The 25,014-nt window shown below is 68.4% G+C and carries 18 protein-coding genes and 1 tRNA gene; 9 read left to right on the top strand and 10 right to left on the bottom strand.

Features of this window, described 5'->3' with window-relative positions; translation table 11 throughout:
* The first annotated feature begins 4 nt into the window (after positions 1 to 4).
* The 3 genes from ACQP06_RS27300 to ACQP06_RS27310 all read left to right on the top strand — a co-directional run bounded on the left by ACQP06_RS27300 (position 5) and on the right by ACQP06_RS27310 (position 4,314).
* Positions 5 to 2,197 (top strand): MMPL family transporter, encoded by a 2,193-nt coding sequence (locus ACQP06_RS27300; RefSeq protein ID WP_433667309.1) that lies wholly within the window; start codon positions 5 to 7, stop codon positions 2,195 to 2,197.
* Between the two features lie 87 nt (positions 2,198 to 2,284).
* Positions 2,285 to 3,601 (top strand): DUF2786 domain-containing protein, encoded by a 1,317-nt coding sequence (locus ACQP06_RS27305; protein ID WP_433667311.1) that lies wholly within the window; start codon positions 2,285 to 2,287, stop codon positions 3,599 to 3,601.
* 80 nt (positions 3,602 to 3,681) lie between these two features.
* A complete protein-coding gene (locus tag ACQP06_RS27310) occupies positions 3,682 to 4,314 on the top strand; it encodes a hypothetical protein (RefSeq protein WP_433667313.1) in 633 nt (210 codons plus the stop codon).
* Between the two features lie 476 nt (positions 4,315 to 4,790).
* On the opposite strand, the gene ACQP06_RS27315 is transcribed toward ACQP06_RS27310, so the two are convergent.
* From ACQP06_RS27315 to ACQP06_RS27325, 3 genes are all read right to left on the bottom strand, one after another.
* Positions 4,791 to 7,256, bottom strand: a complete 2,466-nt coding sequence (locus tag ACQP06_RS27315; protein WP_433667314.1) for an FHA domain-containing protein — start codon at positions 7,254 to 7,256, stop codon at positions 4,791 to 4,793.
* 190 nt (positions 7,257 to 7,446) lie between these two features.
* Positions 7,447 to 10,002: a beta strand repeat-containing protein gene (locus ACQP06_RS27320; protein ID WP_433667316.1), complete on the bottom strand. Its 2,556-nt coding sequence runs from the start codon at positions 10,000 to 10,002 to the stop codon at positions 7,447 to 7,449.
* A gap of 636 nt (positions 10,003 to 10,638) precedes the next feature.
* Positions 10,639 to 10,711: transfer RNA gene (locus ACQP06_RS27325), tRNA-Ala, on the bottom strand.
* Between the two features lie 129 nt (positions 10,712 to 10,840).
* Here ACQP06_RS27325 and ACQP06_RS27330 point away from each other — a divergent pair.
* Complete coding sequence (locus ACQP06_RS27330; protein WP_433667317.1) at positions 10,841 to 12,616, top strand: DUF222 domain-containing protein; 1,776 nt, start codon at positions 10,841 to 10,843, stop codon at positions 12,614 to 12,616.
* Between the two features lie 201 nt (positions 12,617 to 12,817).
* On the opposite strand, the gene ACQP06_RS27335 is transcribed toward ACQP06_RS27330, so the two are convergent.
* The 6 genes from ACQP06_RS27335 to ACQP06_RS27360 are packed head-to-tail and all read right to left on the bottom strand — an operon-like array spanning position 12,818 to position 17,705.
* Positions 12,818 to 13,558, bottom strand: a complete 741-nt coding sequence (locus tag ACQP06_RS27335; protein ID WP_433667319.1) for a DsbA family protein — start codon at positions 13,556 to 13,558, stop codon at positions 12,818 to 12,820.
* 44 nt (positions 13,559 to 13,602) lie between these two features.
* Entirely contained in the window at positions 13,603 to 14,832 is a 1,230-nt protein-coding gene (locus ACQP06_RS27340) for an MFS transporter (RefSeq protein WP_433667321.1), read from the bottom strand.
* A 41-nt stretch (positions 14,833 to 14,873) separates the two neighbouring features.
* Entirely contained in the window at positions 14,874 to 16,514 is a 1,641-nt protein-coding gene (gene pgm / locus ACQP06_RS27345; protein WP_433667323.1) for a phosphoglucomutase (alpha-D-glucose-1,6-bisphosphate-dependent), read from the bottom strand.
* Positions 16,515 to 16,561: 47 nt separating this feature from the next.
* Positions 16,562 to 16,924, bottom strand: coding sequence for a fluoride efflux transporter CrcB (crcB, locus tag ACQP06_RS27350; RefSeq protein WP_357086534.1), 363 nt, complete (start codon positions 16,922 to 16,924; stop codon positions 16,562 to 16,564).
* A complete protein-coding gene (locus tag ACQP06_RS27355; RefSeq protein ID WP_433667325.1) occupies positions 16,921 to 17,280 on the bottom strand; it encodes a DUF190 domain-containing protein in 360 nt (119 codons plus the stop codon). Before ACQP06_RS27355 ends, crcB begins: the two co-directional genes overlap by 4 nt.
* Entirely contained in the window at positions 17,277 to 17,705 is a 429-nt protein-coding gene (locus ACQP06_RS27360; protein ID WP_433667327.1) for a fluoride efflux transporter FluC, read from the bottom strand. Before ACQP06_RS27360 ends, ACQP06_RS27355 begins: the two co-directional genes overlap by 4 nt.
* A 157-nt stretch (positions 17,706 to 17,862) precedes the next feature.
* Here ACQP06_RS27360 and ACQP06_RS27365 point away from each other — a divergent pair, with 157 nt between their 5' ends.
* On the top strand, positions 17,863 to 19,035 hold the full coding sequence (locus ACQP06_RS27365; protein WP_433673441.1) for a lipase family protein: 1,173 nt from the start codon (positions 17,863 to 17,865) through the stop codon (positions 19,033 to 19,035).
* A 92-nt stretch (positions 19,036 to 19,127) separates the two neighbouring features.
* On the opposite strand, the gene ACQP06_RS27370 is transcribed toward ACQP06_RS27365, so the two are convergent.
* Positions 19,128 to 20,636, bottom strand: a complete 1,509-nt coding sequence (locus ACQP06_RS27370) for an MFS transporter (protein WP_433667329.1) — start codon at positions 20,634 to 20,636, stop codon at positions 19,128 to 19,130.
* A gap of 117 nt (positions 20,637 to 20,753) precedes the next feature.
* Between ACQP06_RS27370 and ACQP06_RS27375 the strand changes: the two genes are divergently transcribed.
* From ACQP06_RS27375 to ACQP06_RS27390, 4 genes are all read left to right on the top strand, one after another.
* The gene (locus tag ACQP06_RS27375; protein ID WP_433667331.1) at positions 20,754 to 21,428 is read left to right on the top strand and encodes a TetR/AcrR family transcriptional regulator; all 675 of its coding nucleotides are present in this window, start codon (positions 20,754 to 20,756) and stop codon (positions 21,426 to 21,428) included.
* A gap of 33 nt (positions 21,429 to 21,461) precedes the next feature.
* Positions 21,462 to 22,760: a D-arabinono-1,4-lactone oxidase gene (locus ACQP06_RS27380; RefSeq protein WP_433667333.1), complete on the top strand. Its 1,299-nt coding sequence runs from the start codon at positions 21,462 to 21,464 to the stop codon at positions 22,758 to 22,760.
* Positions 22,761 to 22,940: 180 nt separating this feature from the next.
* Entirely contained in the window at positions 22,941 to 23,324 is a 384-nt protein-coding gene (locus tag ACQP06_RS27385) for a hypothetical protein (RefSeq protein WP_433667335.1), read from the top strand.
* Positions 23,325 to 23,427: 103 nt separating this feature from the next.
* On the top strand, positions 23,428 to 25,008 hold the full coding sequence (locus ACQP06_RS27390) for a BCCT family transporter (protein WP_433667336.1): 1,581 nt from the start codon (positions 23,428 to 23,430) through the stop codon (positions 25,006 to 25,008).
* The last annotated feature ends 6 nt before the right edge of the window (positions 25,009 to 25,014 follow it).

Here is a 25,014-nt window from a genome sequence, read left to right on the forward strand (position 1 = left end):
CCGCGTGCTGCTCGCCATCGCCCACTTCGCCCAGCGTCGCGCGCGTGCCGTCCTGATGCTCGCGGGGCTCGCCGCCATCCTGTGCTACGCCATCGGATGGTCGGCGCCGATGCACCTGAAATCCGGCGGGTTCCAGGCACCGGACTCCGAATCCACCTGGGTCGACCGGTATCTCGAAGACCACTTCCCCGGCGCGGCGCCGAATGTCGTGCTGGTGCTCACCGCGCCCGACGGAATCGACACGCCCGCGGCCACCACGGTGGGGCAGCGGATCACCGATGAACTGAAGGCGAACCCGGATCTCCAAGGGGTGCAGTCGTATTGGAGCGTCCCCACCGAGATGCGCACCGCGCTCCGCAGCACCGACCGACACAGCGCGGTCCTGGTGGCCTACGCGCGCGGCGACGACACCGCCGCACCGAAACTCGCGGGCACCCTGGCCGACAAGTACAACGGCGGCCAGGACGGGGTCCGGGTCCGGGCCGGCGGTGAGGCCGTCGCGCTCGCGCAGATGAGCAAGCAGATCACCCTCGACCTGGTGCTCATCGAATCCATCGCGATCCCCCTGGCGGGCATCGCGCTGGTGCTGGTGTTCGGCAGCCTCGTCGCGTCCATGCTGCCGTTGCTGGTCGGCGTGGTCACCATCGGCGCGGCGCTGGCCGTGCTGCGGGTGCTGGCGGCGGTCGGCGACGTCTCCATCTTCGCGCTCAATATGACCACGGCACTGGGGTTCGCGGTCGCGCTGGACTCCAGCCTGTTCATGGTGAGCCGGTTCCGGGAGGAGATCGCGGCGGGCTCCGACACCGTCGACGCGGTGGCGCGGACCGTCCGCACCGCCGGGCGCACCGTACTGTATTCCGGTCTGACCGTGGCTCTTTCGCTCGCCGCGCTGCTGGTGTTCCCGCTGTACTTCCTGCGGTCGTTCGCCTACGCGGGGCTCGCGGTGCTCGCGGCGGCGGTGTTCACCACACTGCTGGTACTGCCCGCGGCGCTGGCGCTCATGGGCCATCGGGTCGAGGCGCTCGACGTGCGGCAGTGGCTGCGCCGGCGGCTCGGCCGCCCCGACCCCGCACCCCAGCCGGTGGAGCGGGACCGGTGGTATCGCTTCGCCATGGGCGTCATGAAGCGGCCGGTCCTCGCCATCGTGGCCGTCGTCGCGGCCTTGCTGCTGCTCGGGGCGCCGTTCCTCGGCGTGCGGTTCGGGTGGGCCGACGATCGGGTGCTGGCCTCCGGATCGAGCCGGGAGGTCGGCGACGCCTCCCGCACCGGGTTCTCCGAGAACCTGACCGCGGGCATCCTCGCCGTCCTGCCCGACACCCACGGGGACACCGCGCGCGTGGCCGACTACGCGCGTGCCCTGTCCCAGGTCCCGGGCGTGAGCTCGGTGCTGTCCAGCGGCGGCGTCTACGCCGGTGGCCTCCCCGTCGCCGGGCCGCAATCCGTCATGGCCGGGGACGCCGGAACCTACCTGCGCATCGGAACCCGACTCGACCCCTACTCCGCCGCCTCGACCGAGCAACTCGACCGCCTCCGGGCGGTTCCCGCCCCCGGACCGGTGAAGTTCGGCGGCCCCGCCGCCCGCAACGCCGACTCCGTCCACGCCCTCGGCGCACGAGTCCCGTTGGCACTGGCCCTGATCGCGATATCGATGTTCGTCGTCCTGCTGATCTTCACGCGCAGCGTCGTGCTCCCGATCAAGGCCCTGGTCCTCACCGTGCTCTCCCTGGCGGCCACCTTCGGAGCGATGGTCTGGATCTTCCAGGACGGCCACCTCTCCGGCGCCCTGGGCTTCACCCCCACCGGATACCTCGTCCCCACCATGCCGATCCTCATGTTCTGCCTGGCCTTCGGCGTATCCATGGACTACGAGGTGTTCCTGCTGTCCCGAATCCGAGAGGAATACCTCGAGTCCGGCGAGACCGGGCGTTCGGTCGCCGTCGGCATCGCGCGCACCGCACGTATCTTCACCGCGGCGGCGGCGCTGCTGGCCATCGCCTTCGTGGGCATGGTCTTCGCCCATGTCTCCTTCGTCCAGCTCTTCGGCCTGGGCCTCACCCTGGCCGTCCTGGTCGACGCGACCGTGATCCGCACCATCCTGGTCCCGGCCCTGATGCAGACCATGGGCCGCCTCAACTGGTGGGTGCCGGGAGGCGCGAAAACCGCTGCGCCCGAACCGGTATCCACCGACGCCCGCTGAGCCCGGCTGCCGGTCGCGCTCGGCGTGACCGGCAGCCCCCACGGGACTAGACCGTGGCCACCCGGCCGTGAAATAGGGTTGATGGCCGTGGGTAAGCCGAATCGCAAGCACCGAGCCGCCAAGTTGCGCGCGCAACTGGGTGACGTTCGCTTCCTGACCGGCGAGGCAGAGCAGCCGACCGCGCAGGAAGTCGGGAATGCCGTGCTGGCGGCCGCGATGACCGCGGCGCGGGTGGGCGCGGGGAGTAAGACGGCTCGGGGAGATTCCGGGATCGCGGGGCGGTTCGCCGACGAGGTCGCGGAGAGCGGGCTGCCGGATCACGTCGTCGGATCCGGGGTGCACCTGGCCGGGCGGCACGTCATTCGGCGGGTGTTTCAGCACGGGTGGCTGCCGGGGGATGTGCACGAGGCGGCCGCGCGGCGGGTGGACGAGTTCGCGACCGGGTTCCTGGTCGATGTGATGGCCGATCATGTGCGGCCCTTCACGGCCGAGACCATGGACGAGACGTGGGTCGAGCAACTCGACGCCATCGAGGCTCGGGTCTGGTGGTCGGACTCGGAACCGTTCTTCGGGCAGTGGGCAGCCAAGCACATGCTGACCTCGCGGGCTGCGATCACGACCGTGGTCGAGGCGCTCGCCCTGCTGCTTCTGCTGCCGGAATTGGAGCTCATCAGGCCGTTGCCGGGCAGTGCGCGGCCGCGGGCCGGGGTGCATCACCACGTCGACGAGAAGGTGCTCGGGCGGGTGCGGGGGTTGCTCGCGAAAGCCGAATCGACCTCCTTTCCCGAGGAGGCCGAGACCTTGTCGGCCAAGGCGCAGGAGTTGATGACCAAGTACGCGCTCGATCGGGTGCTGGTCGATGCCGACACCTCCGCTCCCGATCTGCCTGGGGCGCGGCGGATCTGGCTCGACACCCCTTATGTGGACGCGAAGGCGCTGCTGGTGGACGTGGTCGCCAAGGCCAATCGCAGTCGCGCCATCGTGGCCTCCGAGTGGGGGTTCGTCACCATCGTCGGGGACGACGCGGACCTCGAGGCGATCGAGCTGCTGACCACCTCGCTGCTGGTGCAGGCCACCCGGGCGATGATCGCGAGCGGGCAGGACACCCCCGACGACGGGGCGCGCAGCCGGATCTTCCGCAAATCGTTCCTGGTCGCCTACGCCACCCGCATCGGGGAGCGGCTCGCGGCGGCCACCGCGGCCACCATCGCCGAATCACCCGACTCCGAACGGCTGCTGCCGGTGCTGGCCTCGCATCAGCTCGCCGTCGACACGGCCTTCGACGCGCTGTTTCCGCAGGCCCGCAATCGCGGCATCACCATCCGCAGCGCCGAGGGCTGGGATGCGGGACGGGCCGCCGCGGACCGCGCGCAGCTCGACGCCCGGCGGCCGATCGGCCGGTGATCCGCCGCACGATCCTGCCGGTCGGTCTCGAATCCATGACGGCGCGAGCGAACATCGCAAGAACACGTTACAGTCCGGCCGTGAAATATCTTGTGGGATGCGCAATGGCCCTGTCGTTCGCAGCGACGGGTTCACCGGCAGCGCAGGCGGATTCCGCACCGACCTGTACCGACACCCCGAACTCGTACACCGCCGGCTGGCAGACCGGCTGGGCGTCGTACCAGGCCTCGGAGAAGAGCGGATCCTCCGGCTCCGCCTCGCGCACGGTCGACCTGCCGATCACCATCAACGCCCCGATCGACAAGGTGTGGACGGTCTACTCGAACCTGCGCAACGACATCGGCCGCCACCCCTTCCTCAAGGACATCATCACCCACCGCACCTGCACCGACGGCGTCAGCACGACCATCGATTTCACCGCGCTGGAGAACGTCCCGATGGGCTCGGTCGACTACCCCGCGAAAACCCAGGCCGAACAGCGCCTCTTCCCGGCCGACCGGTACTACCTCACCGACAGCTACGACACCCCCGGTGTCATCACGCATCAGAAGGTTACGTTCACCGACAACGGCAACGGCACCACCTCGGTGAACGAACACATCACCTTCAGCTCCAACCCCCTGCTGCTCAACTTCACCGTCAGCAACGGCGTCTCCTCCCACCAGGCGTACCAGGCTGCACTGAAGCGGGACATCGAGAACGGCACGCTCTGACCGCCACACGGCGTTGCCACCGGAAAGGCCCGGTCCTGCTGGACCGGGCCTTTCTCATGCGACGCCGCGGGACGCCTTTCTCCGAGCCTCTTCCTCAGAGGCACCAAACCAAGTCTGCGGATCCTGGCAACGGGAAGGTGAAACAGATGCCGACCGATCCATCCACTGGGGTAGCCTGCGGTTCGCTGGCAGACGCCGCCGACGCTCCGGCGAGGCCCAGCGACAGCATGATTGCAGTCGCGGCTACGGTCCCGGCGATTCTTGCTTTCATTTGATCAACTCCTTGCACCATTTTCCGAGGAAGGACTTCCTCTTCAAAGGTAGCTAGCAGTTTCCTCAGCCGTAACTGGTGGCACCGACCCTGAATAGTGGTGGACACTGGTCAGTACCTCCACTCGGGGTCACACGAAGCGACGGGCCACCCCGCCGCGACCGCGCACGGTTCAGTCACCCTGGAGCAAGAGCCTGGAGCAAGCTCACATCTGAGCGGGACGGGCACCGCGCCGCCGCGGCTGCATCCGGTGCAGGCGATACCAGGCCAGCGCCAGGAAGATCGCGGCGAGACCGGCGAGGACTCCCATATCGAGCAGCCAGGTGCCGATGGTGTGTTTCCACAGCGGGTCGGGCCCGCCCTCGTGCGGCGTGAGGGTATCGAGGTCGATACTGGCCGCCCCGGCGCCGTAGCCCCAACGGGACGGCGACACGAAGGACAGCTGTTGCAGAACGGGCGTGCCGGGCAGCCGGACCAGCCCGCCGGTGAGCACCAGTTGTGCCATTGACAGCACGATCAGCAGGGGCAGTGTCTTTTCCGAGGTGCTCACCGAAGCCGACACCAGCAAGCCCAACGTCAGCGACGCGATGCCCAGCATCGCCATCGCCAAGATCAACTCCAGCTGGACCGAAGTGAATATCCCGCTCGGCGGAAAGCTCGTACCGATAGTGCCGATCAAGAACAACACCACCGCCTGAAGGACGGTGATCACACCCAGGACCAGCACTTTCGACATCAAATAGACCCCGGCCGACAGTCCTGCCGCGCGTTCTCTGCGGTAGATGGTCTGTTCCTTGACGATCTCGCGAATCGCGTTGCCGGTGCCGACGAAGCAGGCACCGAAAACCAAGATCATCAGCTTGGTGGAGGCATCTTCGTTGGTTCCCGGCGCCCCGGTGAAACCCGCGCCCGCCGGCACCGCGGCGATCAAACCGCCCAGCAACAGCGGCATCACGCCGAGCAACGCCAGATAACTACGGTCCGAGGCGATTACCGCCAGATACCGCCGGCACAGTGTGCTGAGCTGGCTGAGCTTGGACTGCCGCGCGGGCGGCGGCGAAGCCGGTGCGTGTACTTCCGCCGGTCCGATGTCGTCGATCGGCCCGACATCGACGTAGTTCTCGAAGCGCGGGGACTTCCGGAACTCACCGGCCCAGTCGCGGTCCTCGTCCCGGTCGAATGCTTGGAACACCTCGGCCCAGGTGCGCTGTCCGAACTCCTGCAATCCCTCTGCGGGCGGTCCGTAATAAGCCAGCTTGCCGCCGGGCACCAGCACCAGGAGGCGGTCACAGGAATCGAGATTCGCCACGCTGTGGGTGACGACGATGACGGTCCGCCCGTCGTGGGCGAGTTCGGACAGCATTTCCATGACCGTCTTATCGAGGCCGGGATCCAGGCCGGAGGTCGGTTCGTCGAGGAACAACAGCGACGGTTTGGTCAGCAGTTCCAATGCGACGCTCACCCGTTTGCGCTGCCCGCCGGAGAGCCGATCGATGCGGGTGTCGGCATGCCGCGACAAGCCGAGTTCGTCGAGGACTTCGTCGACTCGCTGCTCGCGCTCCTCCCTGCGTGTGTCACCGGGGAAGCGCAGCTCGGCCGCGTAGAGCAGGGCGCGTCGCGTCGGGAGCTGGTTGTGCAGGATGTCCTCCTGCGGAACCAACCCGATCCGGTGTCTCAGCTCGTCGTAATCGGTGTACAGGTCGCGTCCGTCGTAGCGGACGGTCCCCTCGGTCGCGGGCCGCATCCCGGTGACCGCACCCAACAGCGTCGACTTGCCCGCTCCGCTGGGTCCGATGACCCCGACGAGTGAGCGCTGCGCGATGGGGAAGGTCACGTCGTCGAGCAGCACTTTGCCTTCCGGTGTCCGCACGATCAGGTTCTGGACACAGACCGAGATGTCACCGGTATCGACGGACTCGCGCAGTTCGTTGCCGACGAGCCGGTAGGTGGTGTGTCCCATGCCGATCAAGTCGGATTCGGACAGGTCCGCGGTCTCGATCCGGTGGCCGTTGACATAGGTGCCGTTGTGGCTGTCGAGGTCGACGACTCGATATTTGCCTTCGGCGATCACCTGTAGTTCGGCGTGATGGCGAGACACCATGAGGTCGGGCACGACGATGTCGTTGTCGGCGGCGCGTCCGAGCCGGAGCGTGCCCGAGACGATCCGCACCACCGCGGTGGGCTGGGTAGCCGGAGGCGAGGACCGCGACACTCGCCGCGGCAGGCCCGGCTCGAACAGGGTGACCGTGGCTTCATCGTCCAAGTCATAGCCAGGATTCGGCACGACCATCGTGTCCCCACCGAAGTCGTCATCGGGTTCGGGCTCGGGGGCGGGGTTGGGTGATTCCAGCGAGCAGGACACCTGCGCACCATCTTTGGCATGCCCCAGCTGGAACGTCTCGTCGTGGTCGATCAGCATCCGCTCGACGCGCTGACCGTCGAAGAAGGTGCCGTTCAGGCTGTGCGCATCCTCGATTTCCCAACCGTTCGATCCACGCTCCAGCACAGCGTGCACGGCCGAAACACGCGGATCGGTGACAACAACGTCGGCGGTCGGATCGCGGCCGATGTTGTACACACCCCCGGCGCGCAGCCGATAAACGTGTTCTCGCGTCTGCACCACGAGAACAGGCGACTCGGGGAATTCTGTGGAGGACCGCAAATCCGCCATAAGGGGAGTATACGACCCTGCCGAACTGCCGGGCCGAGTGCCGAGTACCGATGGGATCGGAAATACTCGAGCGAGTCGCGTCGTCCGGATGCAGAACCGCCTCACCGCCCGACAGCCGGATTTACCCATCGCTGCCGCGGTGTCTGTCCCCGGCCGCCCCGGCTGGAAACAGACACCGCGACAGCTTTGTTCAGCGGCTTCCGAGGCTGCCGGGCAGGGAGCTGCCGGTGCCGGTGCCGGTGCCTCCGGCGGGTGCGACCGTGATGGTGGCGGTGGTGGTGGACGCATTGACGGTGCCGTTGCCGGAGTAGTCGGCGGTGATGATGTGGCTACCGGCGGTGGTGGGGGTCCACGTGATGGTGGCGGTGCCGTCAGCGCCGACCTGGGCGGTGGTGCCGATGACGGTGCCACCGTCGGTGAAGGTGATGGTGCCGCCCGCGTTTGCGGGGTTGACCTTCGCCGTCAGGGTGATCGCGGTACCGACGGTGGCTCCTGTGACCGGGTTGACGGTCACGGTGGAATTGCTATCGGCCGCAGCGACGTTCGCCTGAGTTGTGGTGTTGGATCCGGTGACACCGTCACGCCCCGAGAAGGTCGCGGTCAGCGTGTGCGCACCAGCAGCCGAGGGCGTCCACTGGAAGGTCGAGGTACCGGTCGCGTCGACCTGCCCGGTCCCCAGAACGGTTGCGCCGTCAGCGAATTCGATGGTGCCTCCGGCCGCGGCAGGGGTCACCGTCGCGGTCAAGGTGGTCGCCGTGCCGACCTTCGCGCCCGTCACCGGGTTGAGAGTGGTGGTGGAAGCGACAGCGGCCGCGGCAACGTCCGCCTGTGCGGTGGTGTTGGATCCGGTAACACCGTCACGGCCCGAGAACGTCGCGGTCAGCGTGTGCGCCCCGGCCGCCGCAGGAGTCCACTGGAAGGTCGCGGTGCCCGTCGCGTCGACCTGCCCGGTCCCCAGAACGGTTGCGCCATCGGCGAACTGGACCGTGCCACCCGCCGCGGCGGGAGTCACCTTGGCTGTGAGGGTGGTCGCGGTACCGACTTTCGCGCCCGTCACCGGATTGAAGGTGGTGGTGGAAGCGACATCGGCTGCGGCAACGTCCGCCTGTGCGGTCGTGTTGGATCCGGTGACACCGTCACGCCCCGAGAACGTCGCGGTCAGCGTGTGCGCCCCGGCAGCCGAGGGCGTCCACTGGAGAGTGGCGGTCCCGGTCCCATCGACCTGACCGGTCCCCAGCACAGTTGCGCCATCGGCGAACTGGACCGTGCCACCCGCCGCTGCCGGAGTGACCGTCGCGGTCAAAGTGGTCGCGGTGCCCACCTTCGCACCCGCCACCGGGTTGAGGACGGTGGTGGAAGCGACATCGGCCGCGACAACCGACACCTGCCCGGTGGTATTGGACCCGGTGACACCGTCACGCCCCGAGAACGTCGCGGTCAGCGTGTGCGCACCAGCCGCGGAGGGCGTCCACTGGAAGGTGGCGGTCCCGGTCCCATCGACCTGACCGGTACCGAGAATGGTTGTGCCATCGGCGAACTCGACCGTGCCGCCGGCCGCGGCGGGACTCACCTTGGCCGTGAGGGTGGTCGCGGTTCCCACCTTCGCACCCGTCACCGGATTGAGGGTGGTGGTGGAAGCGACATCGGCCGCGACCACCGACACCTGCCCGGTGGTATTGGACCCGGTGACACCGTCACGCCCCGAGAACGTCGCGGTCAGCGTGTGCGCGCCGGCATCCGCGGGAGTCCACTGGTAGGTGGCAGTGCCGGTCCCATCGACCTGACCGGTCCCCAGCACGGTTGCGCCATCGGCGAACTGGACCGTGCCGCCGGCCGCGGCGGGAGTCACCTTGGCCGTGAGGGTGGTCGCGGTACCGACCTTCGCACCCGTCACCGGGTTGAGAGTGATGGTGGAAGCGACATCGGCCGGGGTGACGTTCACGGTCTGCGGTGCGGACTGCGATGCGTTGGCGGACGCGGTGCCTGGATACTGCGCGGTCAGGGTGCGGTTGCCGCTCGCCGTCGGTGTCCACTGGTAGGTCGCGGTACCGGTGGCGTCCAGGGCGCCGGTACCGATCTGGGTGCCGCCGTCGTAGAAACCGATCGTGTCACCGGCCGAGCCACCGGTCACCGTGGCCGTCAACGTGACCGGCTGGCCCGCGCGGGCGCCCGAGACCGGGGCCAGGGCGGTGGTCGTGGCGTTCTTGCCCACCGTGATCGACGGGCCCTGAGTGCCGTACGACCCCGAGCCGAGCGACCCGCCGTAATCCATGCCGGTGGTCAGAGCGGCCCCGCGGGCACAGCCGTGACCGACCTTGTACTGCACGCTGAAAGTCGGGGAGCTGTGGAAGCCCGGCCGGTTCTGGACCACCCAGGAGGTGCTGCCGAACGACGCTCGCACGTAGCCGCCACCGTTGCCCTCGTCGGCGACTACTTCGGGATTCGACACCGCGCCGCCACCCATGGTGGCCGAACCCGGTACATAGGTGGCACAGGCCGGGTGCCGGTCCTTGATGTTGTAGATGTACTCGTCGGTCCAGCTGTTACGGCTGAACTGGGTGGAGACCGTGATGGTGTCGCCCTCGGCCGGGGACACATTGCTGATGGTCCGGGTGAACTGCGAGGAGCCGTCGGACCACGTGATGTTCCCGGGGTTCGCATCCGCGGCACCGGTGCCGAACAGCGCCAGAGCGCTCGCGGCCGTGGTGGTCGCGGCAAGTTTGCGGGCGACATGTCGATTTGTCATTGTTATTCCTGGAGAAGAGAATTCGGCGCTTACTGATTTCTTCTGAGCGCTGGTATCCGGACAGGGAAAATCCAGCAATCATCAACAACATTCGATCGCTGAATCACGCAACGCCGGCGATCACGCAGACTCAGGGGTTTCAGCGGAGGCTACGACCGAGAGTTTCGGAAGCTGCGCTCTCGGCATTTGTTCTGATCCGTACTGCTGTGATCTCCTGTGATCTCGTCTGGGGCAAGCGCGCTCACCATAGGTGGCCACATTCGGAAATGTCAGCGTTTCACAAAGTTACCGGCGAGTTCGACACCGATTTTGGACATCTGCCCAGTTCGGCCGAAGGTAACGATCCAGGCACGTCGGCAAATACTCCGCTCGATTGCCCGGCAAGACAGCGAATGCGCCGTTCCCCCGACACCCCACTGGTCACTCCGCGCGCCGGGTACGGACCGTGGCCGGGCGGCCGACACCCGGGTCTGACCAGATTGCGGCCGGGTGGCTCCGGGAGCCGGCGACTGGCCACATCACCCGACACGACGGAACGATGAAGATTGCATCGAAACCGTGGGTAAGCGCGCGGGGTAGGCGGAACAAAAACAGGTCAGGCCCGGCACGAGACCGGGCCTGACCTGTATCAATGGGTGGAGCTAAGGGGACTCGAACCCCTGACCCCCACACTGCCAGTGTGGTGCGCTACCAGCTGCGCCATAGCCCCGTGTTCACTTTTCTGCCAGCCGGGCGTTGCCCCGCTTGCTTGAACGAAGTTACACGACCGGTGGCGAACAAACCAAATCGCCTGGACAAGAGCTGGCGGCGGCGATCTTTCGGAGGTAGTCTCGAACGCATGTTCGATAGCCGAGAGGTGGAGGCGATGGGCGAGGACGAGCTGGTCGACGCGCTGCGGCGGGCACACGGGGCGGCGGCATTCGCACAGGCGGCGGAAATCACAGCGGTGCGGGAGGTGTATCGCCGGCATCGAGCCGCGAACGCCGCACCGGGCGCCGGCGGGGTGCGGGCCGGGGAGTTCGCGGCGGCGGAGATCGCGGTAGCGGTGCAGGTCTCGGAGGGGGTGGCCGCGGCGCTCATCGACATCGGACTCGCGCTGGACTCGCTACCCCAGACCAAACTGGCGTTCGCGGCGGGACGGATCGATCTGTCCCGGGTGCAGGTGATCACGGACTGTCTGCGGGGGATGCCGCGGGAGATACGAGAAGTCCTCGAGCCCAAGCTGATCGACGCGGCGCTGCGGTCCGACCCGGTTCGGTTGCGGCAGACCGCGCAACGCTGGGTGACACGGCTGGATCCCGACGGCGAGACGCGGCGGCGCGAGGCTCGGGAACAGGATCGCGACGTCCGGATTCGCGCGGTGCAGGACGGGATGGCCGTGTTCGACGGGCTGCTGCCCGCCGCGGGAGCGCAGGCGCTCGCCATGCGGCTGCGGGAGATGAGTCTGCAAGTGTGCGAAGACGATCCGCGCACCATGTCGCAGCGCCGGGCCGACGCGCTCATCGCCCTCGCCGACGGTTCGGGCCGGCTGCGCTGCGAATGCGGCAAGGAACTCGACTGCCCCAAGGCCAGCACCCCCACCACGCCTCGCCGTCCACTCATCCAGGTCGGGGTGTCCGCCGAAACCCTCCTCGGCCTGCGCGACGACCCCGCCTTCCTCTCCGGCTACGGGCCCATCGACGCCGGACTGGCCCGCACGCTCGCCGAACACGCCCGGTTCCAGGTCATCCCCGAGTACTTCCCGGAGGACGCCACGCCGGGCCCGGGCGAGGACGACGCCCCTCCGTCGTCCTCGGCCGATCGGTCAGCGGAATCGACCCCTGGGAAAAACACTTCGGCGACAAAAGAATCCGTCACTGCGGGCGGTATTCCGAGCCCGCGCCGGACCCGGCGGACGCGGATCGCCGCCCAAGCCCCGTGGGAGCGAGCGGCCGCCGCCCACCTCCGCGAGCGCCGCGCGCCGGACGACACCCCCACCACACCCCGGGTGGATCGCGGCCGCCTCACCACCGACACCGACAGCCCTGCCGCACAGGATCGGCCCGCCAGGCCCACCGATCCGGCTCCCCCGTCCGCGCCACTGCGCAAACGCGCCAAAGTCGCTGCGGTGCGCCCCTTCTCAAACGCCCCGGCCCGCGAGGTGCGCGCCCTCGACGGATTCTGCCGCTTCCCCGGCTGCACCATGCCCGCCGCCGAGACCTCACTCATCCAGTTCGGCCCGCTCCCCCACCTCCCCGCGCAACCGAACTCCGGCTACCGCGCCGTGCTCTGCACGCACCACAACCGCTTGAAGTCCTTGGCGGACAAGGGAAAACACCCGTGGCGCGTCTACCTGGCCGACACCGACCGCATGCGCTGGATCGACCCGAGCGGTGAAACCCACGAGACCATCCGCGAGGGCGCCCGCTACCTCTTCCCGCACACGGACATCGACGCCCCCGCGAGGCCGCCGCGCCTCCGCCCGGTCCCCACCGAACCCGCCCCGGCCGGAAGCTATTTCACCACCGACCTGGCGTACCCCCTCGAATCCCATGTCCTGATCCACCCCCAGTTGTCGCGCACCACCGCCGACAACGACATCCCCGAATCCCCCACCCACCCGGTCCCCCACTGACCGTCCACCACCCCGAACCAAGGGACCGAGCCCCCGGCTCGGCCCCCTGCCCGGGGTGCGGCTCACCGTCCCCGTTCCCTTGATGGGCCGCACCCCACCCACTCGCAGCGGATGCCACCGCACGAGACAGGCCGGGCGGCCGACTCGCAGGAGTCGACCACCCGGCCTGAACCGGTTGTTCGAAGACCGCTGTTCCGCAGCCTATTTCGCGGCGCTGAGCACCCAGTCCGCGTTGCCGCGATCGACCTTCTTGCCGTCGAGGAAGACCGACGGGGTGGCGGCCGGGCCGTTCAGGGCGTCACCGAGGGCCTTGAGAGCGGCGGTGGCGTGGGCCCGCGCGGTGTCGGCGCGGTCGCCGGAGGTGATGCACTTGGCGACGGAGTCGCTCGCGCCCGCTTCCTTGGCGATGGCGGCGAGTTCCTTGTTGTCGTGGTCGGAGCCGCCTTCGGAGGGCTGCTTCGTGGTGAAGAGCAGCTCGTGGAACTTGGCGTACACCGGGCCGTTCCCGTCCTGTGCGACGCATTCGTTGGCGGCGACGGCGCGGGTGGAGTAGTCCTTGCTGCCCGAGCGGGAGTCGAGGAAGTTCACCAGCCGGTACCGCACCGCGAGCTTGCCCTCGTCGACCTGCTGGGCGATCTCCTGGCCGTTGACCTTCTCCATCTGGCCGCACGCCGGGCACAGCGGATCCTCGTAGATGTCAAGGGTTTTCGCCACCTTGGGCTTCCCCAGCACGATGGCCCCGTCGGAGTCCAGCGCCACCTCCACGGCCGGATCGTGCGCCGACCCGTACCCGTCGTTGCGCACCGCGTCCCCGCCACCGCGGTTCCACTGGAACACCGCGAACACGATCAGCAGGATCACCACCACCGCCACCCCGGCCAGCGCATAGGTGGTCTTGCTCGAGACCGGCTGCGGCGTGTGCTTCGAAGTCGGATTGCTCACCCGCACCACTCTGCCCGACACCCTCGCCCCACCGATACCCACCCCTAGCGGTCGACGGCGATGGCGGCTTCCTTGCGGCGCAGGGTCTCGGGCACGACCAGCCACACCGCGGAGGCGGAGGCGAGGAGGACGCCGGTGACGCCGAGCGCCACACCGTAGGAGACGCGGTCGGCGAGCAGGCCGATGGCGTAGGGGCCGAGGAAGGTGCCGAGGTCGGCGGACATCTGGTAGCCGGCGAGGACCGGGCCGCCACGGCGGCCGGGGCCGATGATGTCGGCGACCGCGGCTTGCAGGGCGGGCGTGAACATTCCTGATCCGATGCCCGCGAGGGCGGAGGCGGCGAGAAGCCAGGGCAGGGTCGAGGCGAGGCCGATGCCCGCGGTGCCTACGGCGCAGATCAAGGTGCCCGCGATGAGGAAGGGTCTGCGGCCCAGGGTGTCCGACCAGCGGCCGGAGAGGAACAGGACCGAGGCGTTGCCCAGCGCGAAAGCCGTGAGGGCTACGCCCGCCAGGGCGGCGTCCTGTTTCAGGACCTCGACGACGATCAGCGGGACCAAGGCCATCCGGACGCCGAAGACGGCGGCGCCGTTGCCGAAGTTCGCCCACAGGGCAGCGCGATAGGCGGGACGGGCGACCGCTTCGCGGAAGGACATGGTGGGCGCGCCGTCGGTCTTCTCCGGCAGCGCGAGAGGGGAATCGCGCAGGGCCACATAGACGATGAGGCTGGCGATCAGCAGGGCCACGCAGTAGATCAGGAAGGGGGCGCGCAGGCCCAGGAAGGACAGGGCGCCGCCGACCAGCGGGCCGCTGATGGACCCGATGAGGAAGCTGGTGGAGTAGACCCCGGAGACGCGGCCGCGTTCGGCGGGCGGGGACATGCGGATGACCAGGCCCAGGGAGGACACCGTGAACATGGTGGATCCGATGCCGCCCAGCGAACGCAGAACCAGGAGCTGCCAATAGCTTTGCGCGAGGGCGCACGCGCCGGTGGAGACCGCGACGATGAGCAGGCCGGTCAGGTAGACCGGGCGCTCGCCCAGTTTCTGCAGCAGCCGCCCGGCCATGGGGGCGAAGATCAAGCGCATCAACGCGAACGCGCTCACGATGAACGAGGCCGCCGCCACGCCGACGTCGAAGCTCCGCGCGAACTGCGGCAGGGCCGGTGCGACCAAACCGAATCCGATGGCGATGGTGAAGGCCGAGCCCACCAGCACCCAGATCTCCACGGGTAGCCGCCGCCGCGTCTCCAGCACCGATTCACTCACCGACCGCACACACCGATCCACTCATTCCGAACATCCGGCCGAACGCCGTACTACTTACCGGACAACGCGTGTCCGACGATCTCCTCCGCGGCCGCCTGCACCTGTACGAGGTGCTCGGGGCCCTCGAAGGATTCGGCGTAGATCTTGTACTTGTCCTCGGTCCCGGAGGGCCGGGCCGCGAACCACGCGTTCTCCGTGGTGATCTTGAGCCCGCCGAGGGCCGCGCCATTGCCGCGGGCGCGGGTCTGGATGCCGGTGATGGGTTCGCCGGCGATTTCGGTCGCGGTGATCATGTCCGGCGTCAACGCCGCGAGACGGGTCTTCTGTTCCGCGGTGGCGGTGGCGTCGACGCGAGCGTAGGCGGGTGAGCCGTAGCGCTTCTCGAGTTCGGTGTAGCGGGTGGACGGGCTCTGCCCGGTGACGGCGGTGATCTCCGCGGCCAGCAGGGCCAGCAGGATGCCGTCCTTGTCGGTGGTCCAGACGGTGCCGTCCATGCGCAGGAACGAGGCGCCCGCGGACTCCTCGCCGCCGAAAGCGAGGCTGCCGCTGAACAATCCGGGCACGAACCATTTGAACCCGACCGGCACCTCGTAGACGTCGCGCCCCAGCACCCCGACCACCCGGTCGATCATGGAGGACGTCACCACCGTCTTGCCGATCTTGGTCAGCGCGTCCCAGCCCATCCGGTTGGCGATCATGTACTCGATCGCCACCGCCAGGTAGTGGTTCGGATTCATCAGTCCCGCATCGGGAGTCACGATCCCGTGCCGGTCCGCGTCCGCGTCATTGCCGGTCGAAATGTCGTAATCGTCGCGAATCGCCACGAGTGAGGCCATGGCGTAGCGCGAGGACGGATCCATCCGGATCCGCCCGTCGGAGTCCAGCGTCATGAACCGCCACGTCGGGTCGACGAACGGGTTCACCACCTCGAGCTCGAGATCGTAGCGCTGGCCGATCTCCTCCCAGTAGTCCACGGAGGCCCCGCCCATGGGGTCCGCGCCCAGCCGAATCCCGGCGCCGCGAATGGCGTCCAGATTCAGCACGTTGGGTAGGTCCGAGATGTAGCGGTCCAGATAGTCGTAGCGCTCCACGTTGGTGGCCAGCGCGTGCGCCAGCGAGGTGCGCCTGACCTCGGAGAGCCCGGTGCGCAGCAGCTCGTTGGCGCGGGCGGCGATGGCGTCGGTGGCGATGGTGTCGGCCGGGCCGCCGTGCGGCGGGTTGTATTTGAAACCGCCGTCGCGGGGTGGATTGTGCGAGGGCGTCACCACGATGCCGTCGGCCTGATGCCGGGTGCCGCCCCGGTTGTGGCGCAGCACGGCGTGGCTCAAAGCCGGTGTGGGCGTGTACCTGTCGCGGGCGTCGATGACCGCGGTGACATCGTTGGCGGCGAGCACCTCCAGGGCGGTGGTCCAGGCGGGCTCGGACAGCGCGTGCGTGTCCCGCGCCAGGTACACCGGCCCGGTGATACCGCGCGAGGCCCGGTACTCCACGATGGCCTGCGTGATGGCCAGGATGTGCGCCTCGTTGAACGCGCAGTCCAGGCTGGATCCGCGATGCCCGGAGGTGCCGAAGGAGACCAGCTGCGCGGGGTCGGCCGGATCCGGGATGCGGCTGTAGTAGGCGGTGACCAGGTGCGCGATGTCCTCGAGGTCCGTGGCCCGCGCCGGTCGTCCGGCTCGATCGTGGGCCATGCTCGCGCCTCCCTTCCGTATCGCCTGCGCCCGGCTGGTCATCAGGATCACGGCCGTACCCACTGCCCGAGTTGGACACCGAGGTAGGCCGCGGCCAGGCTCGCGCCGACGCCGATCACGACGTTCGCCACCGCATAGCTGTAAGCGCCCTCCTCGGCCAATCGAACCGTTTCGTATCCGAACGTACTGAACGTGGTCAGTGCGCCGCAGAAGCCCGTTCCCGCGGCCGCGAAGAGCCAATGGTTTGCTCCCGCACCGATCAACGCGCCCAGCAACGCCGAACCGCCCATGTTCACCGTCAGTGTGCCCAGGGGGAGAACACTATCGAATCGAAGGGCCAACGCGCGATCCACCAGATATCGGGCGGGCGCACCGAGCAGCGCGCCGAGGATCACCGCCAGCGCGGTCACCGCCGCACCCCGTCGAAGACCTCGACGGGCGAGAGTGCGACGGTCAGTGAATCCAGCAGGTCCGCATTGGTTTCCACGAAAGAACGCAACCGGTCGGTGTCGTCGATGATCATCACCATCACCGGCAACCGCTCGGCCAGATCGAGCAGTCGGGTGGTGTGGATCTGGGAGGACACCCCGTACCCCTCGACGCCGCGCCACACGCTCGCCCCGACCAATCCGGCATCCCGGGCACGCCGCACGATCTCGTGGTAGCGGGGCCGATGCCGATAGGTGTCGTCCTCGCCGAGCAGCACCGTCAGCCGCGACGCCGGTATCCACCGCCGGACCGCGTCGGTGTCGGACTCCGTGCTCATCGTCCTGCCCCCAATCGTCGCGCCGTTCCCGATATCCATCGTGTCGCACCCACGCCCAGCACGACCGCGATCAGCCCGGTCACCACCGTCCCCCCGAGGTAGCCGAGCCCGTAGCCGATTCGGCCCGATTCGAGCAGTGTACGAACTTCCCCGGCGTATGTGGACATGGTGGTGAATCCGCCCAGCACACCGACCCCGAGGAACGGCCGCAACAGCCGGTGCGCCGCCCAGATCTCGGTGATGCAGACCATGAGTACCCCGATGAGCAAGCAACCGATCACGTTGACCGCCAAGGTGTGCCAGGGGATCGGACCGCGCTGCGGCAGCAGGAGGCCCACCCCGTAGCGCGCCTCCGCCCCGATCGCGCCGCCCAGGGCGATGACGCCGAGCAGGGCGACGTCGACGCCCGCGGTGTTCGCCGCCATCACCCTCCCTTCGATGTGCCTGGCCCAATCGCCGCTGTCTGGCGTGTTGCTGAGCCCGAACAACAGCCCGGAACTGCGAGGATAGTGCGGCTTGCCCGGAGTTGTCCCATCGGCCTCGAGGAGAGCCAAGTTGGCGGTGCGCCAGTCGATCGGAAAGATGCTGGTCCAGAGCTTCGGAATCGCCACGGTCCTGGTGGCCGTCATGGCGGCCGCGCCCGCGGCGCACGCCGGCGCGATCTTCCCCGTCCCAGATCCGGACGGGTTCTACTACGCCGCAGGGAATCTCGACGCCGCCCAGAACGGCGACGTGCTGAACTCCCGCCAGGTGCCCGTCCACCCGTTCCCCGGGGCGACGGTGTGGCAGATCCTGTTCCGCTCCACCAATTCCACCGGCGCGCCCATCGCCGCGGTGACCACGCTGATCTCCCCCGGCCCCGGGCCGCGCCCGCTGCTGTCGTATCAGCCGTTCGTGAATTCCCTGGGCCTGCAATGCGCGCCGTCGCACAGCCTGTTCGACGGGAGCCTGAGGGAGTCGTCGGCGTTCCCGCTGCTGCTGGCCAAGGGCTGGGCGATCGCGGTGCCCGATCATCTCGGGCCGGACAGCGCCTACGGCGCGGCCCGCATGGGCGGCCAGATCACCCTGGACGGGATCCGCGCGGTCCAGCGGTTCGCGCCCGCCGGCCTGGGCGTCGGACCGGTCGGCCTGGCCGGATACTCCGGCGGCGCGATGGCCACCGGATTCGCGGCCGCCCTCGCGCCCGACTACGCGCCGGAGCTGCCGATCGTCGGCGTCGCCACCGGTGGCGTACCGGTCAATCCGGGCAAGCCGGCCATCCAGGCCGGGAACACCCCGCAGCCGCTGTTCGGACTCGGCTTCGCGGTGGCCACGGGCATGGAACGCGAGTACCCCGACGAGATGCAGCTCGACAGCTCACTCACGCCGTACGGCTTCTGGATGCGTGACCGGATCGCCAATTCCTGTGCGGACGACATCATTTCGGTCGGCGCCAACCACAGCGTCGGCGAGGTCTTCAACCCGGGCCAGGAGAACGACCCGGCACTGATCCGCACCCTGCGCGAGAACGCGCTCGAGATCGTGCCCGAGCTGATCCGCCAGCCGCTCTACGAATGGCACGGCGGCAACGACCAGGTGCCTCTGGATCTGGCCCAGTACACCGCGGGCCGCTACTGCGCCGCCGGGACGCCGGTCCAGTTCGACGTCATCCCGGGCGCGGACCACGGCACCGCCATCTTCCCCGGCACGCTCAACGCCATGAACTATCTGTCCGACCGGTTCGCGGGCCTGGCCCCGCCCTCCAACTGCCGCTGATCGCGGTGAGTAAGGAAAACGAAGCGGCCCCGCTCGGATCGGCGAGCGGGGCCGCTTTCATGGTTGGACCACGATGTCCAGGGGTTCGGATCTCAGTGCGCGAGAACGGGTTCGCCCTCGGCGGGGACCGGTACCTTGTTCGGCATGATCAGCCCGGTGACCACCGCGCCGACCACGAAGATCGCGGCGGCCCACCAGAAGGTGGTGGTGTAGCTCTGCACGGCCGCCTCGGCCAGCACCCGCGGCGACGGCGGAACGTGCCCGGCCACATAGTCGTTGAACGAGGTCGCGGCCAGCGTGCTGAGCAGCGCGGTGCCGATCGAGCCGCCGACCTGCTGGCTGGTGTTCACCATGGCCGAGGCGACGCCGGCGTCGGCGTGCTCCACGCCGGCAGTCGCGCCGCTGAACGCGGTGGACATCGCCATACCCAGGCCCAGACCCATCAGCAGCAGGCTCGGCAGGATGTGGCTCGCGTAGCCGGTGTCCACGCCGATGCGGGTCAGCAGCGCCATTCCCAGTGTGGCGAGCAGGAATCCGGTCACCACGGTCACCTTCGGGCCCACCCGCGGGATGAGCAGCGCGGGCACGGTGGTGGAGGCGGCGACCATGCCCGCGACCATCGGCAGGAACGCGACGCCGGTGCGGATCGGCGAGTACCCCAGCTGCTGCTGCATGTAGTAGGTGAGGAACAGGAACATGGCGAACATGCCGATGCCGATGGTGAACACGGCGACGTAGGACGCGCCGCGGGTGCGGTCCAGCACCACGCGCAGCGGCAGCAGCGGGTGCGCGACGCGCTGTTCCAGCCACACGAACACGCCCAGCAGCGCGACGCCGCCGATCAGGAAGGCCAGGGTGACGCCGTTGGTCCAGCCGTCGGATTCGGCGTGCGAGAAGCCGTAGACGATGCCGAACAGCGCGGCGGTCACGGTCACCGTGCCGGGCAGGTCGAGCTTGGGGCGGGTGGTGGCGGTGTGCTTGGCCAGCAGCAGGATCGCGCCGACCAGCGCGACGGCCGCGAAGACCAGGTTCACGTACATCACCCAGCGCCACGAGGCCCATTCGGTGAGCGCGCCGCCCAGCAGCAGGCCGAGCGCGCCGCCCGCACCGGCGATGGCGCCGAAGATGCCGAATGCCTTTGCGCGCTCGGCGGGTTCGGTGAAGGTGACGGTCAGCAGCGAGAGCGCGGCGGGCGCGAGCAGCGCGGCGAACACGCCCTGCGCGACGCGGGAGCCGACCAGCACCTCGAAGTTGCCGGCCGCGCCGCCGACCGCGGAGGCGACCGCGAAGCCGATCAGACCGGTGATGAAGGTGGTGCGACGGCCGAACAGGTCGGAGAGCCGTCCGCCGAGCAGCAGCAGCGAGCCGAAGGCCAGCGCGTAGCCGGTGATGACCCACTGCCGGTCGCCGTTGGAGAAGCCGAGATCGGCCTGCGCGTGCGGGAGCGCGATGTTCACGACGGTCGCGTCGAGCACGACCATCAACTGGGCGACGCCGAGTACGGCGAGCACCCACCAGCGCAGGGCGTGCGATCCGCGCCGCTCCGCCTTGTCCTCGGTCGCAGCCGGCGCTGTGACCTCTTTCTCGAGCGCTGTAGTCATGGTTGGTGTCCTCGTCCCCTAAACTTAGTGGAGAAACCATCTCCGCTTTCCGATCAAGCTACCAGCTAAACGGAGATAACTCCTCCGGATAATCCCGATTGCTGATAGGATTAGCCTGTGAATCACGTCACCACCGCGCCCCCACCTCGGCGTCTGCGCGCGGACGCTGCCCGCAATCAGCAGCGCATCATCGCGGCCGCCCGCGAGCTGTTCGCCGATCGCGGGCTGGACGTCACCCTCGACGATGTGGCCGAGCGGGCGGGCGTCGGCGTCGGCACGGTCTACCGCCGCTTCGCCAACAAGCAGGAGCTCATCTCCGAGGTCTTCGAGCAGATGGTCACCGAATTGGCCGAGGCCGTGAACGTGGCGCTGCACCACCCGGATCCCTGGGCGGGCCTGACCGACCTGTTCGAGTACTCCTGCCGGCACGTCGCCGCCAACCGGGGTTTCAGCGAGGTGATCCTCGAACTGCACGACAGCATGGACCGCTTCGTGTGCATGAAGGATCAGATCCGGCCCGGCATGCAGGCGGTCATCGCGCGCGCCAAGGACGCGGGCGTGCTGCAGCCCGACATCGAACCGGCCGATTTCTTCGCCATGGTGAACATGGTCGACGGCATCGCGGGCTTCGCACGCCCGGTCAATCCCGAAGTGTGGGAGCGCTACATGGCGGTGATTCTCAATGGCGTGCGCGGCGACAGCGTGCCTCGCCTGCCGCTCACGCAGCCTCCGCTGTCCGAGGACGAGGTCGAGCGAGCGAAGGCGGCTGCCTTCAACCCGCGCAAACGGTAGCGCGCATCACACTGGCGGTTTAAAGTTGGTCGCATGACCAACTCTTGGGTGAACTGGGCCGGGGATCAGAGCTGTACCCCGGCGTCCATCGCCGAACCGAGCTCGCCCGAGGACGTCGCGGCAGTACTCGCTCAGGCCGAAGCGAACGGCCACACCGTCCGGGTCGCCGGATCCGGACATTCCTTCACCGAGACCGTGCTCACCGACGGCACGCTCATGCGGCTGAACCAGCTCGACAAGATCCTGCACGTGGACCGCGCCACCGGCCTGGTCCGCGCCGAGGCCGGCATCACCCTCAACGCCGCCAGCAACGCGCTGCACCCGCTGGGCCTGGCCTTCCCCAATCTCGGCGACATCGACGTGCAGTCGATCGCCGGCGCCACCGCGACCGGTACCCACGGGACCGGATCCAAGCTGCAGAACCTCTCCGCCGCACTGCATTCGGTGGAGCTCATGCTGGCCGACGGCAGCCGGGTCGAGCTCAACGAGCAGACCGACCCCGACGGCTGGCGCGCCGCGCGCGTGAATGTCGGTGCGCTGGGCGTGGTCACGGCCGTGACGCTGCAGATGGTGCCGTCGTTCGTGCTCGAGGGCGTCGAGCGGCCGGTCCCGGTCGAGGACGTGCTGGCCGATCTGGACACCTTCGTCGAGGGCAACGAGCACTTCGAGTTCTACATGTTCGCGCACAGCCCGCTGGCCATGACCAAGCGCAACAATCGGGTCGACCTGCCCGAGCAACCGCGCGGCAAGGCGGTCGACTGGTTCTCCGACATCCTCATGACCAACTACACCTTCGACGCGCTGTGCAAACTCACCCGGTGGCGCCCGAGCCTGATCCCGATGGTCCAGCGCAGCGCCGCCTACGCGGGCAGCTACCGCCGCCAGGTCGAACGCTCCTACAAGGTCTTCGCCAGCCCCCGCCTGTTCCGCTTCACCGAGATGGAATACGCCATCCCGCGCGAGCATTCGATCGACGCCATCCGCGAGATCAAGGAGGTGGCCAAGCATTTCGACACCCCGATGCCGATCGAGGTGCGCTGGGTCGCCCCCGACGACGCCTTCCTGTCCCCCGCCGGCGGCCGCGAGACCTGCTACATCGCGGTGCACCAGTACGAGGGCATGAACTACGAGCCGTATTTCCGCGCCTGCGAACGCGTTTTCGACCGCTACAACGGCCGCCCGCACTGGGGCAAGCGGCACTTCCAGACCGCCGAGACGCTGCGTGAGCGCTACCCGGAGTGGGACCGCTTCGCCGAGGTGCGCCGCCGTTTCGACCCCAAGGGCCGGTTCACCAACGCCTACATCGAACGCGTCCTGGGCCCGGTGAACTGAGTACGCCCCAGCCTAGGACAAACCGACTAGTATCGATTGCTGAAAGATCGCTGCTCTTCCGGGCGTGACCACCCACGTAGGAGGTTCCGATGAGTTCTTTCAGCGACGGCGACGAGCCGGGCGGCTTGACCGACAAGGTCAAGGGGATGCTCGACCGCGGATCGAAGTAGGGGTCCGATCATGCCGACCAACGACGATCTCGGCGACGGCGTGTCGAAGTTCGAGGACGCGACCGAACGCCTGGCAGACGACCTGCGCACCACCGCCGACGACCTGACCACCGATCTCGGGGTCACCGCCGCCGACCTGCGCGAGCGGGCCGGGGCGGCGACCGGGCAGCTGGCCGAACGGGCCAGCGGCGCCGCCGCCGAACTGGCCGATCGAGCTCAGACCGCGGCCGCCGACCTCGCCGATATGGCGAAGTCCTTCGCCGACAAGATCACCCCCGAGGACTTCCAGGCCACCCTCGAACAGGTGCGGGCCAACCTCGACCACGCCGCACAGGACGTGCTGGCCGCGGTCAACGAGATCGTCACCGCGCTGAAGAACAGGGCCGGAAAGTAGTTCAGTCACCCTCGGTTCCGGGCCACACGGCCCGGAACCGGGGGTGTTCGCATGTGTTCGGCAGGTAGATCGCAGCAGACGACGACCGCAGGGGGCACCCCAGGTGAGCACAACCCGCCATACCTCGACCGAGACGGTTCCGGCCCATCATCGAGTGGCGGTGGCTCCCCGGGTGTTCTGGCCCTCCGCGATCGTGGTGACCGCATTCACCGTGTACGCCATCGTCTTCCGTGACACCGCGGCCCGGCAGGCGAAAACGCTGCAGGACAATGTGATCGGCGGCTTCGGCTGGTACTACATCCTGATCGTGAGCCTGTTCGTGGTGTTCGCGATCTGGCTGGGACTGGGCCGGTTCGGCGACATCACCCTGGGTGAGGACGGCGAGAAGGCCGAATACTCCATCGGCGCTTGGCTTTCCATGCTGTTCGCGGCGGGCATGGGGATCGGCCTGGTGTTCTGGGGCGTGGCCGAACCGTTGTTCCACTACGAGGACCCGCGCCCCGGGGTCGGGTCCACCCCGGCGCAGCGCGCGGATTCGGCCATGGTGCAGACGTTCCTGCACTGGGGCATCCACCCGTGGGCCATCTACGTGGTGGTCGGGCTGGCCATCGCGTACTCGATCCACCGCAAGGGCCGGCCGGTGTCGATCCGCTGGTCGCTGGAATCGATCGCGGGCGACAAGGTCCGGGGCTGGCGCGGGGATGTCATCGACGTGGTGGCGGTGATCGGCACCGTCTTCGGTGTGGCGACCTCACTGGGGCTGGGCGTGCTGCAGATCTCGGCCGGGCTGAATCATCAGGGCTGGCTGCACGAACCGGGCAAGGGCCTGCAGGTGACGCTGGTCGTGGCGGTCACCGCGCTGGCCACGGTGTCGGTGGTGACCGGCGTGGACAAGGGCATCAAGCTGCTGTCCCAGCTCAATATGGGCGTGGCGGGCGCGCTGATGCTGTTCGTGCTGATCGTCGGGCCGACGCTGTTCATCGTCGACGCTTTGGTGCAGAACCTGGGCCAGTATCTGCAGTCGCTGCCGCGGATCAGCATGTACACCGGTGCGACCGAAGGCCCCACCGGGACGGCCTGGACCCGGCAGTGGACCGTCTTCTATTGGGGCTGGTGGATTTCCTGGGCCCCGTTCGTGGGCGTGTTCATCGCGCGCATCTCGCGCGGGCGCACGGTGCGGGAGTTCGTGGCCGGGGTGCTGCTGGTGCCGACGCTGCTGACCTTCGTGTGGTTCGCGGTGTTCGGCGGGGCGGGCCTGCACCGCGAGATGTTCGGCGGCGGCGGGCTGGTCGGGCCGGACGGGCCCGATCGCGACAGCGCGCTGTTCGAGCTGCTGAACACCCTGCCCGGCGGATCGATCACCGCTGGGCTGGCGATCCTGGTGATCGTGCTGTTCTTCGTCACCTCGGCGGATTCGGGGGCGCTGGTGGTGAACATGCTGTCCTCGGGCGGCAATCCGGAGCCCCCGACCTGGAGTCGCGCCTTCTGGACCACCGCGCAGGGCGCGGTGGCGGCGGCGCTGCTGGTGGCCAGCGGCACCGGCACGGCCGCGCTGACCACCTTGCAGACGGTGGCGATCCTGATCGCGTTGCCGTTCAGCGTGGTGTTGCTGGCCATGTGCGTGGCGCTGGTGAAGACCTTCCGGGCCGATCACGCGAGCTCGACGCCGGGTCGCGGGAGCTGATTCGGA

The sequence above is a fragment of the Nocardia sp. CA-136227 genome, assembly GCF_050955695.1.
In the GTDB taxonomy this organism is placed as follows: domain Bacteria; phylum Actinomycetota; class Actinomycetes; order Mycobacteriales; family Mycobacteriaceae; genus Nocardia.

Bases quoted from the DNA above. Each gene is read 5' to 3' on its own strand.
- ACQP06_RS27315 (WP_433667314.1), bottom strand. From the start codon at position 7,256: ATGGCGGATTTGCGGTCCTCCACAGAATTCCCCGAGTCGCCTGTTCTC.
- ACQP06_RS27320 (WP_433667316.1), bottom strand. From the start codon at position 10,002: ATGACAAATCGACATGTCGCCCGCAAACTTGCCGCGACCACCACGGCC.
- ACQP06_RS27330 (WP_433667317.1), top strand. From the start codon at position 10,841: ATGTTCGATAGCCGAGAGGTGGAGGCGATGGGCGAGGACGAGCTGGTC.
- pgm (WP_433667323.1), bottom strand. From the start codon at position 16,514: ATGGCCCACGATCGAGCCGGACGACCGGCGCGGGCCACGGACCTCGAG.
- ACQP06_RS27355 (WP_433667325.1), bottom strand. From the start codon at position 17,280: ATGAGCACGGAGTCCGACACCGACGCGGTCCGGCGGTGGATACCGGCG.
- ACQP06_RS27360 (WP_433667327.1), bottom strand. From the start codon at position 17,705: ATGGCGGCGAACACCGCGGGCGTCGACGTCGCCCTGCTCGGCGTCATC.
- ACQP06_RS27365 (WP_433673441.1), top strand. From the start codon at position 17,863: ATGCTGGTCCAGAGCTTCGGAATCGCCACGGTCCTGGTGGCCGTCATG.
- ACQP06_RS27370 (WP_433667329.1), bottom strand. From the start codon at position 20,636: ATGACTACAGCGCTCGAGAAAGAGGTCACAGCGCCGGCTGCGACCGAG.
- ACQP06_RS27380 (WP_433667333.1), top strand. From the start codon at position 21,462: ATGACCAACTCTTGGGTGAACTGGGCCGGGGATCAGAGCTGTACCCCG.
- ACQP06_RS27385 (WP_433667335.1), top strand. From the start codon at position 22,941: ATGCCGACCAACGACGATCTCGGCGACGGCGTGTCGAAGTTCGAGGAC.